The organism is Telluria sp. ZT3P26, from assembly GCF_059686035.1.
Window position 1 is genome coordinate 1338487 of record NZ_JCASII010000001.1, and the last position, 15433, is coordinate 1353919.

The 15433-nt window shown below is 64.4% G+C and carries 14 protein-coding genes; 8 read left to right on the forward strand and 6 right to left on the reverse strand.

The features are described 5' to 3' along the window. Positions 1-4 precede the first annotated feature (4 nt). The 3 genes from AC56LN_RS05930 to AC56LN_RS05940 form a co-directional block, all read right to left on the reverse strand. A complete protein-coding gene (locus AC56LN_RS05930; RefSeq protein WP_499570393.1) occupies positions 5-1708 on the reverse strand; it encodes a hypothetical protein in 1704 nt (567 codons plus the stop codon). 50 nt (positions 1709-1758) lie between these two features. Then, complete coding sequence (locus tag AC56LN_RS05935) at positions 1759-2160, reverse strand: response regulator transcription factor (protein WP_499570394.1); 402 nt, start codon at positions 2158-2160, stop codon at positions 1759-1761. A 77-nt stretch (positions 2161-2237) separates the two neighbouring features. After that, positions 2238-2465 (reverse strand): DUF3820 family protein, encoded by a 228-nt coding sequence (locus AC56LN_RS05940; RefSeq protein ID WP_499570395.1) that lies wholly within the window; start codon positions 2463-2465, stop codon positions 2238-2240. Positions 2466-2526: 61 nt separating this feature from the next. On the opposite strand from AC56LN_RS05940, the gene AC56LN_RS05945 reads away from it, so the two are divergent. Further along, entirely contained in the window at positions 2527-2946 is a 420-nt protein-coding gene (locus AC56LN_RS05945; RefSeq protein ID WP_499570397.1) for a DUF1810 domain-containing protein, read from the forward strand. 20 nt (positions 2947-2966) lie between these two features. Here the strand turns inward: AC56LN_RS05945 and AC56LN_RS05950 are convergent, their stop codons facing one another. After that, the gene (locus AC56LN_RS05950; protein ID WP_499570398.1) at positions 2967-3389 is read right to left on the reverse strand and encodes a DUF7684 family protein; all 423 of its coding nucleotides are present in this window, start codon (positions 3387-3389) and stop codon (positions 2967-2969) included. A 187-nt stretch (positions 3390-3576) separates the two neighbouring features. Here AC56LN_RS05950 and AC56LN_RS05955 point away from each other — a divergent pair, with 187 nt between their 5' ends. After that, on the forward strand, positions 3577-4101 hold the full coding sequence (locus AC56LN_RS05955; RefSeq protein WP_499570400.1) for a cold shock domain-containing protein: 525 nt from the start codon (positions 3577-3579) through the stop codon (positions 4099-4101). A 184-nt stretch (positions 4102-4285) separates the two neighbouring features. After that, on the forward strand, positions 4286-4855 hold the full coding sequence (locus tag AC56LN_RS05960; protein ID WP_499570401.1) for a GNAT family N-acetyltransferase: 570 nt from the start codon (positions 4286-4288) through the stop codon (positions 4853-4855). 160 nt (positions 4856-5015) lie between these two features. On the opposite strand, the gene AC56LN_RS05965 is transcribed toward AC56LN_RS05960, so the two are convergent. Both AC56LN_RS05965 and curA read right to left on the reverse strand, forming a co-directional pair. Next, complete coding sequence (locus AC56LN_RS05965) at positions 5016-6926, reverse strand: PAS domain-containing hybrid sensor histidine kinase/response regulator (protein ID WP_499570402.1); 1911 nt, start codon at positions 6924-6926, stop codon at positions 5016-5018. A gap of 131 nt (positions 6927-7057) precedes the next feature. After that, on the reverse strand, positions 7058-8068 hold the full coding sequence (gene curA, locus AC56LN_RS05970; protein WP_499570403.1) for an NADPH-dependent curcumin/dihydrocurcumin reductase: 1011 nt from the start codon (positions 8066-8068) through the stop codon (positions 7058-7060). Positions 8069-8245: 177 nt separating this feature from the next. Here curA and AC56LN_RS05975 point away from each other — a divergent pair, with 177 nt between their 5' ends. From AC56LN_RS05975 to AC56LN_RS05995, 5 genes are all read left to right on the forward strand, one after another. Then, positions 8246-9835, forward strand: coding sequence for an NYN domain-containing protein (locus AC56LN_RS05975; RefSeq protein ID WP_499570404.1), 1590 nt, complete (start codon positions 8246-8248; stop codon positions 9833-9835). A gap of 86 nt (positions 9836-9921) precedes the next feature. Beyond that, a complete protein-coding gene (locus tag AC56LN_RS05980; protein ID WP_499570405.1) occupies positions 9922-10353 on the forward strand; it encodes a hypothetical protein in 432 nt (143 codons plus the stop codon). 56 nt (positions 10354-10409) lie between these two features. Beyond that, positions 10410-11879: a sodium:solute symporter gene (locus tag AC56LN_RS05985; RefSeq protein WP_499570406.1), complete on the forward strand. Its 1470-nt coding sequence runs from the start codon at positions 10410-10412 to the stop codon at positions 11877-11879. Between the two features lie 29 nt (positions 11880-11908). Continuing rightward, the gene (gene sppA, locus AC56LN_RS05990; RefSeq protein ID WP_499570408.1) at positions 11909-13765 is read left to right on the forward strand and encodes a signal peptide peptidase SppA; all 1857 of its coding nucleotides are present in this window, start codon (positions 11909-11911) and stop codon (positions 13763-13765) included. A gap of 288 nt (positions 13766-14053) precedes the next feature. Beyond that, on the forward strand, positions 14054-15379 hold the full coding sequence (locus AC56LN_RS05995; protein ID WP_499570410.1) for an efflux RND transporter periplasmic adaptor subunit: 1326 nt from the start codon (positions 14054-14056) through the stop codon (positions 15377-15379). Positions 15380-15433: the final 54 nt, after the last annotated feature.

A 15433-nucleotide genomic window follows, 5' to 3' on the forward strand; every position in this document is an offset into this window, starting at 1 on the left:
TGGTTCAGCGCAGGTCGTGCAAGGCCATGCCGCCGAAACTTTCCCAGGCCCCGAACGTGCGTTCGAGCTGCGGCAGCAAGCGCATCAGCGCGCCCTTGTCGGCGTGGAAGCTGGCGTCGGCGGCATCGATCTCCTGACTTGCAGCCAGTGCGTAGGCCTGCGCCTGTTCGTGCGCCGCCGGCACCTGCTGCAACAGCAGGATCTTCTGGCCCCCCAGTGTGAACACGAGCAGGTCGCCGCGCGCGCCGGGTGGACGCCGTTCATAGCGGCGCTGGACACCGGCGCCGATCGGGCCTGCATCGAGCGCCACGCGCACGGTCTTGCCATGCTCGACGCCCCAATCCAGGAACGGCACCGCCAGGCGATAGATCTGCGCCGGATTGGTCCGCGGGCTCTTGACCGTCAGGATATCGGCATACTTCGCCAGTCCGCCCAGCAGTGCCTTTTTGTCGGCCCACCAGTGGGGTACCACGAAGTCCAGCGTCAGCGGACCGGCCGCCTGGCGCAGTTTTGCCGCCAGTTCGAGGTAACGCCGGTCGCGCTGCGCCTGGGGCAGCACGTGGGCCGGGACCAGGTACGGTTCGATGTGATACTGGACACCCTTCAGGCGCGCCCCGTCGGCGGCCGCTGCGTTGTAGGCGGCGTAGGCGCGCAGGCGTGCGATGGCCGCGCCCTGGGCTGCAGGCAGCACCATTTCGGGGTCGCCTTCCATCGCGCTGACCGCGATGCCGCGGCTACCGGCCTGACGCAGGAATGCGCCCAGTTGCGCCGCGTCGTCGACACTGCCGTCCCGCAGCGGGACCGTGATGAAGACCGTGCCGATCTTTTGCTGGACTGCCCAGTCCAGCAGCGCGGCGCCACGTTCGCGCCATTCGTTCGGGCTCCAGGTCCAGGTCGCGCGTGGCGCGCCAGCCGCATCCGTGTCACCGGCAGGCTGGAGCGTCAGCGCGGCGACCGTGAGTTTCGCGGCGCCTTGCGGGCAGGCCAGCGACAGCGCGCGCCAATGGGCTCGATCCAGTTGTTCGGGCAGGTCGAAGCGCGCCGTCTGCACGGGTTGCCCGGCGTCCAGGCTGCCCAGATCGAATGCCTGGTCCGGCTTGCCCGGCGCGCCGCTGGTCGCTTGCAGTGCAAAGCGGCCGTCGCCGGAATGCGCCGCCTGCAGCACGGCGCGTGCGCGTGGCATGAACCACGGGCCGAGCAGTGTGACGCCGGCCGGTTTGGCGCCGGCGCGGCAGGTCAGGTACAGGCGCCCGTCCTTGATGTCGGCATTGACGCGCGCCGTGTCGCCATGGGTGCGCGCCTGCATCGCGCCCAGCAGGCTGGCACCGAACGGCATCGGGGCCTGGGGCCGCGGCGCGGGCTGGTCGCTGACCAGCGTGTGTTCGCTGACGCTGAACGACTTGCCCTTGTCGGCTTCGATCCCGCGCAGCAGGATGGTCTTGCCGGGGCTGGCGTCCGGCGGCAGGAAGTGCAGCGCCTGCACGCCCATGACGGCCGTCGGCAGCGGCAGCACGCGGCAATTGGCCTGCTGCTTGCCGGGTTCTTCGGTGACGATGGCATGCAGGATCGTGCCGTCGCGCGCGGTGGTCTGCGCGGTGATGGCGCCAGGGGAGACGACCAGCGGGCCCGGACACAGCTGCAGGGTGGCAGCAAGCGCGGGGGTGGTCGACAGCGAAAGAACAAACAGGAGTGGGAGCGAACGGGACATGACTTGATTTTAAGTCAAGCGTCCGAATCGGTGCGTACGCTTCGGTCCGGTCAGGCGCCCTGGACCTGGATCAGGCGCCGCACGCGCGCCAGCAAGGCGTTGGGCTCGAAGGGCTTGCTGACGAAATCGTTGGCGCCGGCGTCGAGCGCGCGCACCGTGTCGCGTTCGGTGTTTTTTGCCGTGAGCATCAGGATCGGCACCGCATGCCAGTCGGGCCTTGCACGCACCAGCGCAACCAGCTCGAAGCCGTCCAGGTAGGGCAGCATCACGTCAAGCAGGATCAGGGCCGGTGCCTCGGCGGCGGCAGCGATGTGTGCGCTCGCGGCGCGGCCGTCGGCCAGGTGGGTGACACGGTAGCCCTGGCGCTCGAGCATGAAACGTAATACCTGCGCGATGTGGTCATCGTCTTCGACAACCAGGACCAGTGGCGGTGATGCTTGTTCGTTCGGCATGATGAACTCGTCAATGAATGTCCGATTATACCGATCCGCATCGGCGGTATGTCACATTTATTGCCAGAAAGTATCAATTACCCGCGCCGGCTTGACGGAGTCCGCAGCGGATCGAGCAAGCCGCGCAAGTCGTTGTGATCGAGCTCGTACATCAGGGCCAGCAACTGGCCCAGCTCGCCGCGTGGGAACCCCTCGCGCGCAAGCCAGCCGAGATAGTGGCCGGGTATATCGGCAATCTTGCGGCCCTTGTATTTACCGTAGGGCATTTCTCGAACCAGCAGGAGGGCTAAATGGTCAGCATTCATTGTGCGGCACTTTAGCAAACAACGGCGACGTTGTAGGATTCCGGAGACAAGGGAGGCCACCATGGACAATCAATTCGATCTCGACCGTTTTGTGCAGGCGCAGGATCCGGTGTACGCCGCGGTGCTGACCGAGCTGCGCGCCGGCCACAAGCGCACGCACTGGATGTGGTTCGTGTTCCCGCAGATCGCCGGCCTGGGCACGAGCGCCATGGCGCAGCGGTATGCGATGGCGTCCGGCGACGAAGCGGCCGCGTATCTGGCGCATCCGGTGCTGGGAAAACGCCTGCGCGAGTGCGCCGGCATCGTCGCCGCACTCGCCACCGATTCGGCCGGCGCCATCTTCAGCCATCCGGACGAACTGAAATTTCATTCGTCGATGACGCTGTTCGCCGACGTGGCGCCCGACGAAGCCGTGTTCCAGGCCTGCATCGACAAATACTTCGACGGCCAGGCCGACCCGGAAACGCTGGCCCGGCTATAACAGTGGCACCGCAGGCGCGCTCAGGCCTCGGCCAGCTGCGCCAGCAGTTCGTCCGGCCGGCCGCGCAGCGCCACGTGCAGGATGACTGCCGTGCTCAGGCGCAGCGCCGGATGGCTGGCACGGTGGCGCGCAAACCAGAACACCTCGTCGAGATCTTCGTCGGCATGCTGGGACACCGTCACGATCTGCTCGGGCGGAATGTCGTCGTAGTCGAACGCTTCGAGCGCGGCATCCTCGACGGCGTCGTGCCAGCTTTCGCATTCCTTGCCCCAGGCCAGCATGCTGCGGCAGCCCGATGCGACCAGCCAGCGCGCCACGTCCCAGCGCCACATCTCGTCGCTGTCGTCATCGATGACGACGATCGCCATGAATGGCGCCAGGTGGGTCAGGTCGGGCAGGGCGTCGTGTGGGCGCAGTTGCAGGTAGTGGGCTTTGGCTTGCATGGTGTTGGTGCCGGATCGGTGGTTCAAAGGGGGCATTATCGCAGGCTCCAGGCCGCAGCATGCGGCGGCCTTCAGCCGATGCGGACGAACAATAAAGTCCTGCACCCAACGATCAAGTCATACACTGGACGATAATGTTTGGCACCGGGATCGGAATGGACTTATTTCTTCAATTTGGCTTATACACATGCGACTTCAAGGAAGAATCATCGAGTGGAATGATGAACGCGGTTTTGGTTTCGTAGTGCAGAACGGGGAAAGCGCGCGGATGTTCTTGCACATATCTGCATTTCGCAAGGGGGGAAGTCGTCCACTTTTGGGGAGCTTGATCACCTATGAAATCCGGCGAGATGAAAAAGGTCGATTCCGGGCCGCTAGTGCTGAGCTCGTCGGCACCAGGTTATCCACGCAAAGTTCTGCCGAAGCATTTTTATCTGCAATAGCGGGCCTGGCACTTCTGCTTATGCTTGGTTATGTAGGCTATGTTCGACTCTCTCATCCGAATAGCACAATCTCCGCGAGCGTATACAAGATCGTTTCGGCGAGGGATGCACTCAAGTCACAACCAGAGTTTCAGTGCAAGCCAGAGAAGAACTCGTGTTCGAAAATGGCATCTTGTACCGATGCGCTATTTCACCAGGAAAAATGCAACGTTCCTGATATGGACGGTGATCGCGATGGCATTCCTTGCGAGCAGCAATGGTGCGACTGAGTTTCAAACGGCAACGTAAATACTGGTCACTTATCTGCCCATAAACCAGCTATGAGGGCAACATCTGCATCTCAAGACAATCGGTGACTCTCCAGTCCGACAAGTTTCCAGGCTGAAGCCAACTGACGAACTCGGCCAAAAGCCGACGTTCGAACCACAGCACAATTTATCAAATAAGGACGCCGTGCAACCTCAACCACTCCAAACTTCCTCAGGCGTTTCCATCATTCCGGTTGCAGTCGAGCACGCAGTTGCTCTTGCATCGTTGGTGCGGACGAACATCGAGCACCTGGTAGCCTTTCTGCCTGCTGTCGCAAATTTATCTTCGGTCGAGTCTGCCAATGACCACCTTTGCTCTGCTGTGGAATGCGCCTCTAAGGGTGAAATTTTTGAGTGGCACCTTTTCGTTGAAGGAGCATTGTGCGGATCAATACGCGTCAAAGACATCGACAGAAATGATCTCAAGGCGAAGATTGGATACTTTATCGATCATCGGTTTGCTGGCAGAGGCATAGTCACTGCAGCGGTGCGTACAGTCCTCGGATTCTGTTTTGGGCCGCTCAGTCTGAACAGGATCGAATTGCGATGTGCTAAAGGAAACGCGCCCAGCATGCGGGTTGCCGAGAAATTAGGATTTATGCATGAGGGAATCTTACGACAGGAAGAATATCTCAACGGTGTTTTCGTCGATCAACACGTGTACGCCCTGTTAAAGCAAGATTTCGACTTCGTCCATACATCGACGTCCCGATAGCGTCGCTGTAAAGACCGGTCAGGGTCGATACAGGACAGTCGGAGGGGTAGATCGTGGATGTTGCGTCTCACTGTGTTGTGACAAGCTATGAACCCTAAAGCTCCGGTATGCGATTGCGGAACACCTTATGTTTAGTAAGCGATCTGATCGCGGTAGTGCGCTAGCCGACACCGTCCAGCAACGTGTACAGCTGCGCGATATCGATCGGCTTGACCAGGTGATGGTCGAACCCGGCCTGCAGGATCTTCTGGCGGTCGCTGTCCTGGCCATAGCCGGTGATGGCGATCAGCAGCGCGTCGGCGGTGCCGGGGCGGGCGCGCAGGCGGCGCGCCAGTTCCAGGCCGTCGATGCCGGGCAGGCCGATATCGAGCAGGCAGACCTGCGGGGGCGTGTCCAGCGTGGCGGCCAGCGCGACGAGCGGATCGTGTTCGACCTGCACCTCGTGGCCATTTGCTTCCAGCAGCATCGCCAGCGTGACGGCGGCGTCGACATTGTCGTCGACCACCAGCACGCGCAGTGGCGCCGGACCGGCGGCCGATTGCGCATCGGGTACCGGCGCCGCCGCTTCAGGCGCATGCAGCAGCGGCAGGCAGACCGAGAAGCGGCTGCCCTGGCCTGGCCCGGCGCTGTCGCAGGCGACCTCGCCGCCATGCAGCTCGATCAGGCTTTTCACCAGCGCCAGGCCCAGCCCGAGGCCGCCCGATGAGCGGTCCGAACTGCGCTCGGCCTGCGTGAACAGGTCGAAGGCGCGCGCCACCAGCTCGGGCGCCATGCCGATCCCGTTGTCGAGGACATCGATGCACAGCTGGCCGTCGCGCCCGAAAGCGCTCACGGCGAGGCGACCGCCTTCGGGTGTGTACTTGGCGGCGTTGCCCAGCAGGTTGGCCACCACCTGGACCAGGCGCTTGCGGTCGCCCAGCACCTGCGTGCCGGGCGGGGGCAGCGTCAGCGTCAGCGCATGGCCGCGCGCTTCGATCAGCGGCGTGACCTGTTCGACCGCTTCGTGCAGCACGGCGCCCACATCCAGCACGGTCTGGTCGAGTTCCACCAGGCCGCGCGTGACGCGCGAGACGTCGAGCAGGTCGTCGATCAGCGCCGTCATGTGTTTTACCTGGCGCCCGATGATCTGGCTGGTGCGCTTGAGCATGCCATCGTCGAGCTTCGCGCGCTGCAGCAGTTCGGCCGCCGCGCCGATTGGCGCGAGCGGGTTGCGCAGCTCGTGCGACAGCATCGCGAGAAATTCGTCCTTGCGGCGGTCGGCCTCGCGCAGCTTGTCTTCCCACGCCTTGCGCTCGCTGATATCGCTGGCCGCGCCGATCCATTCATAGAGTGCACCAGTCGCGTCGAACATCGGCACGGCGCGCGACAGCGTCCAGCCGCAACTGCCGTCGCTGCGCCAGACCCGGTGCTCCAGTTCGAGCACCGCGCCGCCCTGCATCGCACGCGCGATCCCGGCCTGGACCAGCGCATGGTCGTCAGGCGGAATGTAGTCGTCGAGCCAGTTGCCCGTGGGGGAGTCCGTGTCCTTCATGAAGCCGCGTCCTTCGAGGCGGCGCATCTCGGACCAGTCGGCGCTCATGCGGTAGATGACGTCGGCCGTTGCATTGGTCAGCGCCCGAAAGCGTTTCTCGCTTTCGCGCACGGCGGCTTCGGAGTTGACCTGGTCGGTGACGTCGATATTGCTGTGTGAAATGCAGACCAGTTCACCATCGGTGCCGAAGATCGGTGTGCTGGTCGCGGTCCAGAAGCGTTCTTCGAAGCCCGTCTCGCCATTGGGCAGCAGAACCGGAATCGGATAGCGGATGGCGGGCAGGGTGTCGGGGCGGCTGCTGGCGCGCACCCGCGCCAGCGAGTCGCGCAGAAGCACCTCGCCGGAATCCGCGGGGTCGGCCGGATTGCCGGGAAATGCCGTGAACAGGCTGAGTCCCACCAATTCTGTGCGCGTGCGCGCCGACGCTTTCAGGAACGCATCGTTGACGGCGAGGATGGTTGCTTCCGGTGTCGGGGAAAGCAGGTAATGCCCGAAGGGCGATCGGTTGAAGACAGACTCGAACAGGTTGTTGGGCAGCATCGATGTTCGACTAGCGGTTGCAAAGGTTAAATAATTATAGGCCACATTTGACGGATGACGGGCTAAAACCGGGCGGCGCAGTCCTGCTGGACGTGGACTGCGCCGTGCCAGGCGTCATGCGTGGCGTGTCATTATTCGGCGACGCGCACCACCAGCTTGCCGAAATTCTTGCCATCGAGTAGGCCAATGAACGCTTCGGGCGCCTTGTCCAGCCCCTCGATGATGTCTTCACGGTAGCGCAGCGACCCATCCTTGATCCAGCCTGCGGCTTCTTTCAGGAAGGTCGGCTCGAGCCGCTCGACAAACTCGTTCTGCAGGAAGCCGCGTACGGTCAGGCTCTTGAACAGCGTGAGGCTCAGGTCGATCGAGGCGCCCGCGCCCGCATCGTTGTAATGCGACACCAGGCCGCACACGGGAATGCGCGCGAAGTTGTTCAGCAGTGGCTTGACGGCTTCGAGCACCTGGCCACCGACGTTCTCGAAATACACGTCGATGCCGTCCGGGCAGGCCTTGGCCAGCTGCTCGGCGAAGTCCAGTGCGCGGTGGTCGACGACGGCGTCGAATTTCAGCTCGTCCTTGATGAACGCGCATTTCTCGGGCCCGCCAGCGATGCCCACGGCGCGCGCGCCTTTGATGCGGGCGATCTGGCCGACGACCGAGCCGACAGCGCCGCTGGCGGCTGCCACGACGACGGTTTCACCGGCCTTCGGCTGGCCGATTTCGAGCAGGCCGGCATACGCCGTGAAGCCTGGCATGCCGAGCACGCCGACGGCGGTGGACACAGGCGCGCTGTCCGGATCGACGCGGCGCAGGTTGCTGCCATCCGAGATGGCAAACGACTGCCAGCCGGAGTAGGCCACGACGATGTCGCCTTCTTTCCAGTCCGGGTGGTTCGACTGCTTGACGCGGGCGACGGTCCCGCCGACCATCACGTCGCCCAGCTCCAGGGCGGCGGCGTAGGTGGCGGTGCCGTTCATGCGCGTGCGCATGTACGGGTCGAGCGACAGGAACAGCGTTTCAAGCAGCAGTTCGCCGTCGCCCGGCGTCGGGATCGGCGCATCCTCGATGCGGAAGTTCTCTGCAGTTGGCTTGCCTTTCGGGTGCGAGACGAGAACGATGCGGCGGTTGGTGGTTGCGGTCATGTGTTGAGCTCCTTGGAGTGAATCGGATGGCATAGCATAAAGAACCTTGGCCGATGCTGCCCACGCGCCACACGCAATCGCTGAAACTGGCCGCCAGGCAATGTCATACGGCGCGAAACGGAAGGGCGTGCGTATAATCGCCATACGTTTGCCCTATCACTACAGAAAAAACAACTCATGGCCTCTTCTTCCGACAACATCAGCATGGCGGTGTTCTGCGACTTTGAAAACGTCGCACTGGGCGTTCGCGACGCCAATTACGAAAAATTCGACATCAAGCCGGTGCTGGAACGCCTGCTGCTCAAGGGCAGCATCGTGGTCAAGAAGTCGTACTGCGACTGGGACCGCTACAAGGGCTTCAAGGCGGCGATGCACGAAGCGAACTTCGAGCTGATCGAGATCCCGCACGTGCGCCAGTCGGGCAAGAATTCGGCCGACATCCGCCTCGTCGTCGATGCACTCGACCTGTGCTACACGAAGTCGCACGTCAACACCTTCGTCATCATCAGCGGCGACTCGGACTTCTCCCCGCTGGTCTCGAAGCTGCGTGAAAATAACAAGCAGGTGATCGGCGTCGGCGTCAAGCAGTCGACCTCCGACCTGCTGGTGGCGAACTGCGACGAATTCATCTTTTACGATGATCTGGTGCGCGAACAACGCCGCACCGCCGCCAAGCGCGACGAGCGCAAGGCCGCGCCGCAACCGCGCCGCTCGAACGCCAGCAACAACACCAACACGAATGTCGGCGACGACAAGCGCAAGGAAGAACTCGAAGCGCGCAAGGTGCAGGCGCTCGACATGGTGGTCGAGACGTTCGACGCGCTCACGTCCGAGCGCGGCGACACCGGCAAAATCTGGGCCTCGCTGCTGAAGGACACGCTCAAGCGCCGCCGTCCCGATTTCTCGGAAACCTATTACGGCTTCCGCACTTTCGGCAACCTGCTCGAAGAAGCGCAGACGCGCGGCCTGTTCGAATTCGGCCGCGACGAAAAATCCGGCACCTATGTCTTCCGCAGCGCGCATGCGGGCAATGTAGCGGCGGGGCAGGAAGCCCAGCAGGACGGCACGCAGGCGCCGGACGCCGTGGTACAGGACATGCTCGATGCGGCAGCGCCGGTCGAGGGCAATGACGAGGCGGTCAAGAACGATGGCCGCCGTGGCCGTGGCCGCGGTGGCCGCAAGGGTGGTAACCGCAACGACGCGCCAAACGTACAGGTGCTGCCGGAGCCGGTCGCTGTCGAGGCGGAACCACTGGAAGAAGCGTACGAAGAGCCGGCAGCACAACCCGCAGCGCAGCCGGCCCGGACCGACGGCCGTCGCGGCCGCGGCGCTGGCGGACGCAAGGGTGGCAACCGCAACGATGCGTCGAATGTGCCTGCGCTGCTGGAGCCGGTCGCCTACGCGCCGGAAGTCCAGGACGAGACCTTCGACGAACCGGCATCGCAGCCCACGCTGGTCGTGAGCGACGCCGAGCCGGTGGAGATGGAAGCAGCGCCGGCGCCGGTCGAGAAGGAACGTCGCCGCGCGCCACGCAAGCCGTCGGCCAAGAAGCTGGCGGAGCAGGCTGCAGCTGAAGCCGCTGCGGCAGCTGAAGCCGAAGCACAGGCTGCTGCTGCGGCGCAGGACGAGGTCGCGCCTGAGCCAGAAGCGGAGGCGGATGCAGAAGACGCCACGCCGGCGCGCACCAAGGGCGGCCGTCCGGCGCGCAAGGCCGCGCCACGCAGCCGTCGTCCGGCCAAGCCGAAGGCCGGTTCCGACAACAGCTGATCGCGCGCCGCGCCCCTACGGGCGATGCCATAATCACGACGCCTGTCCGGTTTTCGGGCAGGCGTTGTCGCTTGATGGAGTCACCCATGCGCGCACCTGCCGTCCTGTTGCTGCTGTCCTGCCTCGGCGCGCCTGCGCTGGCCGCTGCGCCGGCGGATGTCGCCGCCGGTCATCCGATCCTCGGTATCTGGCGGCTCACCGTGCCGGGCACCGAATGTGCCGAGACATACCGCTTTCGCGCGGACGGCACCACGTTCGTCACCAGCGCCGCCGAGATCTCGGAAAGCGTCTATACCATTTCTGCGCAGCCCGACAAGCAGGGCTTCTACCGGCTGCAAGACCGGATCGTGAAGGACAACGGCAAGCCCGATTGTTCGGGCAACGTCATGAAGCCGGGCGCCCAGGTCATCAACTTCATCCAGTTCCATCCGTCACGCACAATTTTCCTGATGTGCGCTGACCAGACCATGCAGACCTGTATCGGCCCGTTCCGGCGCGTACGCAGCGAAGAGGTTTGAACGCCGCTTGCCCGGCAGTGTATATTGCTGGGCAAAACGATCATCCCTGGCTTTTCATGTCCCCGTTACTCCTGTTTTGCATCCTCATCGGCTACTTCGCCTTGCTGCTGGCCGTAGCCTGGGCCACCTCGCGCGGCGCCAATAACGACAGCTTCTTCATCGGTAACAAGAGCAGCAACTGGGTGCTGGTCGCCTTCGGCATGGTCGGCACCACGCTCTCGGGCGTGACCTTCGTCAGCGTGCCGGGCGCGGTCGGGGTCGATGGCTTCGGCTATGCGCAGATCCTGATCGGCTACGTGATCGGCTACCTCGTCGTCACCTGGCTGCTGCTGCCGCTGTACTACCGGCTGCAGCTGACGTCCATCTACCACTACCTCGACGTGCGCCTCGGCCGGCGCGCCTACCAGAGCGGGGCCGGGTTCTTCATCATCTCGCGCCTGCTGGGCGCCACGGCGCGCCTGTACCTGGTGGTCAACATCCTGCAGGCGGTCATCCTCGACAGCCTGGGCGTGCCGTTCTGGCTCAGCACACTGGTCGTGCTGGGCATGATCCTGCTTTACACCTACCAGGGCGGCGTCAAGACCATCGTCTGGACCGACACGCTGCAAACGACCGGCATGCTGTTCGGCCTGTTCGCGTGCGCCTGGTTCCTGCTGGGTGAACTGAACCTGTCGGTGCCGGACAGCCTGGAGCAGATGCGCTCGAGCGGCCTGGCGAGCGTCTTCACGACAGACCTGAACAGCCCGAATTTCTGGCTCAAGCAGATCGTGGCCGGCGCGCTGATCACCATCACGATGACCGGCATGGACCAGGAAATGATGCAGAAGACCATCTCGGTCAAGACGCTGGCCGACTCGCAAAAGAACCTGCTGGCGCTGACGGCCGTGCTGGTGGTCGTGCTGCTGTCGTTCCTGTTCCTGGGCGGCCTGCTGTACCTGTATGCGCCGACCGTGGGCGTGACGGCCACCGGCGACAAGATCTTCCCGGCTGTGGTCATGGGCCACCTGCCGCCCGCGCTGCAGATCATCTTCCTGATCGCGCTGATCTCGGCGCTGTTTCCAAGCGCCGATGGCGCGATCACGGCGCTGACCTCGTCGACCTGCATCGACCTGCTGGGCATCAAACGCAGGAAGGATTTGACCCAAACTCAGGCCGAGGGCCTGCGCCGCCGCGTGCACCTCGGCTATGCGTTCCTGTTCCTGCTGCTCGTGATGGGCTTCAAGGCCGCCGACAATCCCAGCATGATCGGCGTGATCCTCAAGCTCGCGGCGTACACCTACGGTCCGCTGCTTGGCCTGTTCGCGTTCGGCATGTTTACGGCGCGCGTGCCGCGCAACCGCCTTGTACCGCTGGTCACGATCGGTGCGCCGGTCCTGTGCGCGATCCTTGAGTACAATCAGGCGTATCTGCTCGGCTCGTACCGGCTCGGGCTGGAACTCTTGATGATCAACGGCATGCTGGTGTTCGCGGGGCTGTACGCGATTTCCCTGCGCACAGGCGGCCGTCCTTCCATGCAGTCCGCTTAACCTTTGCAGTAATCTTTTATGGAGTTTCGATGGCCTTCAAGCCCCTGAGCGCCCTGCGGCGCGGGTTCGTCATGCTGTGGACCGCGCTCGACGTGACCCGCCGCACCTTCGTCAACCTGCTGTTCCTGCTGATCGTGATCATCGTGGTCTCGCTGTTCTTCAGTGGCGGCGTCAAGCCGCTCTCGAACAAGACGGCGCTGGTGCTCGAGATCCGGGGCGACCTGGTCGAGCAGTATGAAACCACGCTGCGCGACACGGTGCTCGACAATGTCGGCGGCGATTCCAAGCGCACGGTGCGCCTGCGCGACGTCATCGTCGTGCTCGACGCTGCCGCGCGCGATCCGAACATCTCGAGCGTCGTGCTGCTGCTCGACGAGATGCAGGGCGGCGGCATGGCCATGCTGCGCGAGTTCGGCGCGGCGGTCGACCGCGTCAAGAAGAGCGGCAAGACGGTCGTCGCCTGGAGCGGCAGCTACGACCAGAAGCGTTACCTGGTCGCCTCGCATGCCAGCGAAGTCTATGTCCATCCGATGGGCATGGTCATGATCGAAGGCTTCGGCGGGCGCCGCAACTATTACCGCGATGCGCTCGACAAGGTCGGCGTCACGGTCAACCTGATCAAGGTCGGCACCTACAAGAGCGCCGCCGAACCGTATATCGCCAATGGCCCGTCCGATGCCGCGCGCGAAGCCGATGCGTATCTGTACAACGCGCTGTGGTCCGGCTATACGGGCCTGGTCGAGAAGAACCGCAAGCTGCCCGATGGCGCAATCGCGGGCATGATCGAATCGCTCCCCGAGCGCATGGAAAATGCCGGCGGCAGCGCTGCAAAGGTGGCGTTGCAGGCAAAGCTGGTCGATGGCCTGAAAACCCGCGACGAACTGCGCGACCTGATGATCAAGCGCGGCGTGGCCGACGACGACATCAAGTCGTTCCGCCAGATCGGCTTCTATGACTACCTGTCACGCCATCCGCAGAAGCAGTTCGGCGATGCAGTCGGCGTGGTGGTGGCATCCGGCTCGATCACCGACGGCGACGGCGGCCCCGGCGTGATCGGCGGGCGCAGCATGGCCAACCTGATTCGCCAGGCGCGCGAGGACGACAATATCAAGGCGCTCGTGCTGCGCGTCGATTCGCCGGGCGGCAGCGCCTACGGTTCGGAACTGATCCGGCGCGAGCTGGAACTGACGCGCGCCGCCGGCAAGCCGGTGGTCGTGTCGATGGGCAGCGTGGCGGCCTCCGGCGGCTACTGGATCTCGATGGCGTCCGACGAAGTGATTGCCGACCCGGCCACCATCACCGGTTCGATCGGCGTGTTCGCGTTGCTGCCCACGGCCGACAAGGTCGCCGCCAAGCTGGGCATCCACACCGATGGCGTGACCACCACCTGGCTGGCCGACGCGTACAACCCGCTGCGTCCACTTGATCCGCGCTTCGAGCAGCTGGTCCAGTCGAGCATCAACAACGTCTACAGCGACTTCACCACCAAGGCAGCAGCGGCGCGCAAGACCACGCCGGCCAAGATCGACGAAGTGGGGCAGGGGCGTGTCTGGACCGGTGTCCAGGCCAAGGAGCGCGGCCTGGTCGATCGCCTGGGCGGCTACAACGATGCGCTGGCCTCGGCTGCCGGCCGCGCCAAGCTGGGCAAGGATTACCGCGTCGTGTACGTCGAGCGGCCAGTCACGCGCGTTGAGCGTTTCTTGCAGATGGCGGGCGCCTCGGCAGTCCAGGCGATGACGATCCAGGTCAAGCTGGGCCTGATCGAAAACGCGATTCCTGCCGGGCCGGTGAACCAGGTCGCTGGCGACATGGCGTTCCTGTCGGAACTGACGACCGAGCGCAAACCGTTTGCCGCCGTCACGCACTGCTTCTGTGGCAACTGGTGACGCACGGCAGCGCGTGCATGCTGCACATGTAGCGACTTTGTAACTGATTGAGACAAAGGCGGGACGGGCGCAACACCTTGGTGTCGCGCCCGTTGCCGTTTACTGCCGTCATTCTGGGGCTAACCGTGTAAATCGGCGTTAAGTGAGGTTGCGTGGCGGCGTTTCAAGGCCGGTTCGCTCCTTATTCTATGTACGTTACGAAACATTCCATGTGAAATTCGCATGCTACAGTCGCCGTGAGTAGTAGTGCGTAGCGCGCATTGACAAAAAAAATCGACAAGGACAAGCATGGACCAGCATTCTCCGATCCCTCCCGCCACCAGCCGCCCGCCGCGTACCCGGCGCACCCGTCTCATTGGCGGCACGATTGCCGTGCTGTCGATGGCCGCCCTGGGTTACCTGGCCTGGACGCTGATCAACCCGGCGCCGGGCGGCCCGGGCGGGCCGGGCGGCCCTGGCATGTCTGCCGGCGGGCCTGGCGGTGGTGGCGGCGGGGGGCGTGGCCCCGGGGGTGGTCGGGGTGGACCGGCAACGACGGTTGGCGTTGCGACGGCGACCCTGGCAGACATTCCCGTCACGCTCGAAGCGCTGGGCACCGTGGTGCCGGCCGCGATCGTGACGGTGCGCCCGCAAGTCTCGGGCGTTGTCCAGAAGATCCACTTTACCGAGGGTGAGCTGGTCAAGCCGGGGCAGGTGCTCGCGACGATCGACCCGCGCCCGTTCCAGATGGCGCTGCTGCAGGCGCGGGGCCAGCGTCAGCGCGACGAAGCGCAGCTCGACAGCGCGCGCGTCACGCTCAAGCGCTTCCAGACGCTGCTCGAACAGGATTCGATCGCGCGCCAGGAAGTCGATACGCAGGCCGCGCTGGTCAAGCAGCTCGAAGGCACGGCGACGATCGACCGCGCCGCCGAAGGCACGGCCCAGCTCAATCTCGATTACGCCACGGTGCGCGCACCGATCGGCGGACGCGTCGGCCTGCGCACGGTCGACGTGGGCAACCTGGTAGGCAGCGGCGACACCGCCGGCATCGCCGTGATCACCCAACTGGCCCCGATCGACGTCGAATTCGCGGTGCCGCAGGATGGCTTGCCGGTGCTGCAGCAGCGCATCACGCAAGGCGCGAAGCTGCCGGCCACCGCGCTGGACCGCACCCGCACTGACGCGCTGGCCACGGGCAGCTTCATCGCGCTGGACAACCAGGTCGATACGTCGACCGGCACCGTGCGCGCCAAGGCCCGCTTTACCAATACCGATGGCAAGCTGTTCCCGAGCCAGTTCGTCAACCTGCGCCTGACGGTCAACACGATCCAGAACGCCGTGCAGGTGCCGGTCACGGCGCTGCGCCACGGTACCGACGGCGACTTCGTCTACGTGCTCGACCCCGCCAAGCGCACCGTGTCGCTGCGCATCGTCAAGCGCGGCCAGGCGACCGTGGACAAGGTGCAGATCGCCAGCGGCCTGAAAGCCGGCGAGCAGGTGATTACCGAAGGCGCCGACCGCCTGCGCGATGGCGCCAGCGTCGTGCTGCCGGGCGACAAGCCGGGCGGCGGGCGTGGCGCGGGGGCGGGCGGGCGCGAAGGCGCAGGCCGGCCGGCGCAGGGAGCGCAGCGATGATGGTTGGGAATCTCGTGCACGGCGCCAGCCTGCGCCTGGCCCGCAGCCAAGGCA

What these genes read in the sequence shown, in the direction of transcription:
- curA (WP_499570403.1), bottom strand. Translation starts at nt 8,068, where the DNA reads ATGACCGCAACCACCAACCGCCGCATCGTTCTCGTCTCGCACCCGAAA.
- AC56LN_RS05935 (WP_499570394.1), bottom strand. Translation starts at nt 2,160, where the DNA reads ATGCCGAACGAACAAGCATCACCGCCACTGGTCCTGGTTGTCGAAGAC.
- sppA (WP_499570408.1), top strand. Translation starts at nt 11,909, where the DNA reads ATGGCCTTCAAGCCCCTGAGCGCCCTGCGGCGCGGGTTCGTCATGCTG.
- AC56LN_RS05930 (WP_499570393.1), bottom strand. Translation starts at nt 1,708, where the DNA reads ATGTCCCGTTCGCTCCCACTCCTGTTTGTTCTTTCGCTGTCGACCACC.
- AC56LN_RS05950 (WP_499570398.1), bottom strand. Translation starts at nt 3,389, where the DNA reads ATGCAAGCCAAAGCCCACTACCTGCAACTGCGCCCACACGACGCCCTG.
- AC56LN_RS05965 (WP_499570402.1), bottom strand. Translation starts at nt 6,926, where the DNA reads ATGCTGCCCAACAACCTGTTCGAGTCTGTCTTCAACCGATCGCCCTTC.
- AC56LN_RS05985 (WP_499570406.1), top strand. Translation starts at nt 10,410, where the DNA reads ATGTCCCCGTTACTCCTGTTTTGCATCCTCATCGGCTACTTCGCCTTG.
- AC56LN_RS05955 (WP_499570400.1), top strand. Translation starts at nt 3,577, where the DNA reads ATGCGACTTCAAGGAAGAATCATCGAGTGGAATGATGAACGCGGTTTT.
- AC56LN_RS05945 (WP_499570397.1), top strand. Translation starts at nt 2,527, where the DNA reads ATGGACAATCAATTCGATCTCGACCGTTTTGTGCAGGCGCAGGATCCG.
- AC56LN_RS05975 (WP_499570404.1), top strand. Translation starts at nt 8,246, where the DNA reads ATGGCCTCTTCTTCCGACAACATCAGCATGGCGGTGTTCTGCGACTTT.
- AC56LN_RS05940 (WP_499570395.1), bottom strand. Translation starts at nt 2,465, where the DNA reads ATGAATGCTGACCATTTAGCCCTCCTGCTGGTTCGAGAAATGCCCTAC.
- AC56LN_RS05980 (WP_499570405.1), top strand. Translation starts at nt 9,922, where the DNA reads ATGCGCGCACCTGCCGTCCTGTTGCTGCTGTCCTGCCTCGGCGCGCCT.
- AC56LN_RS05995 (WP_499570410.1), top strand. Translation starts at nt 14,054, where the DNA reads ATGGACCAGCATTCTCCGATCCCTCCCGCCACCAGCCGCCCGCCGCGT.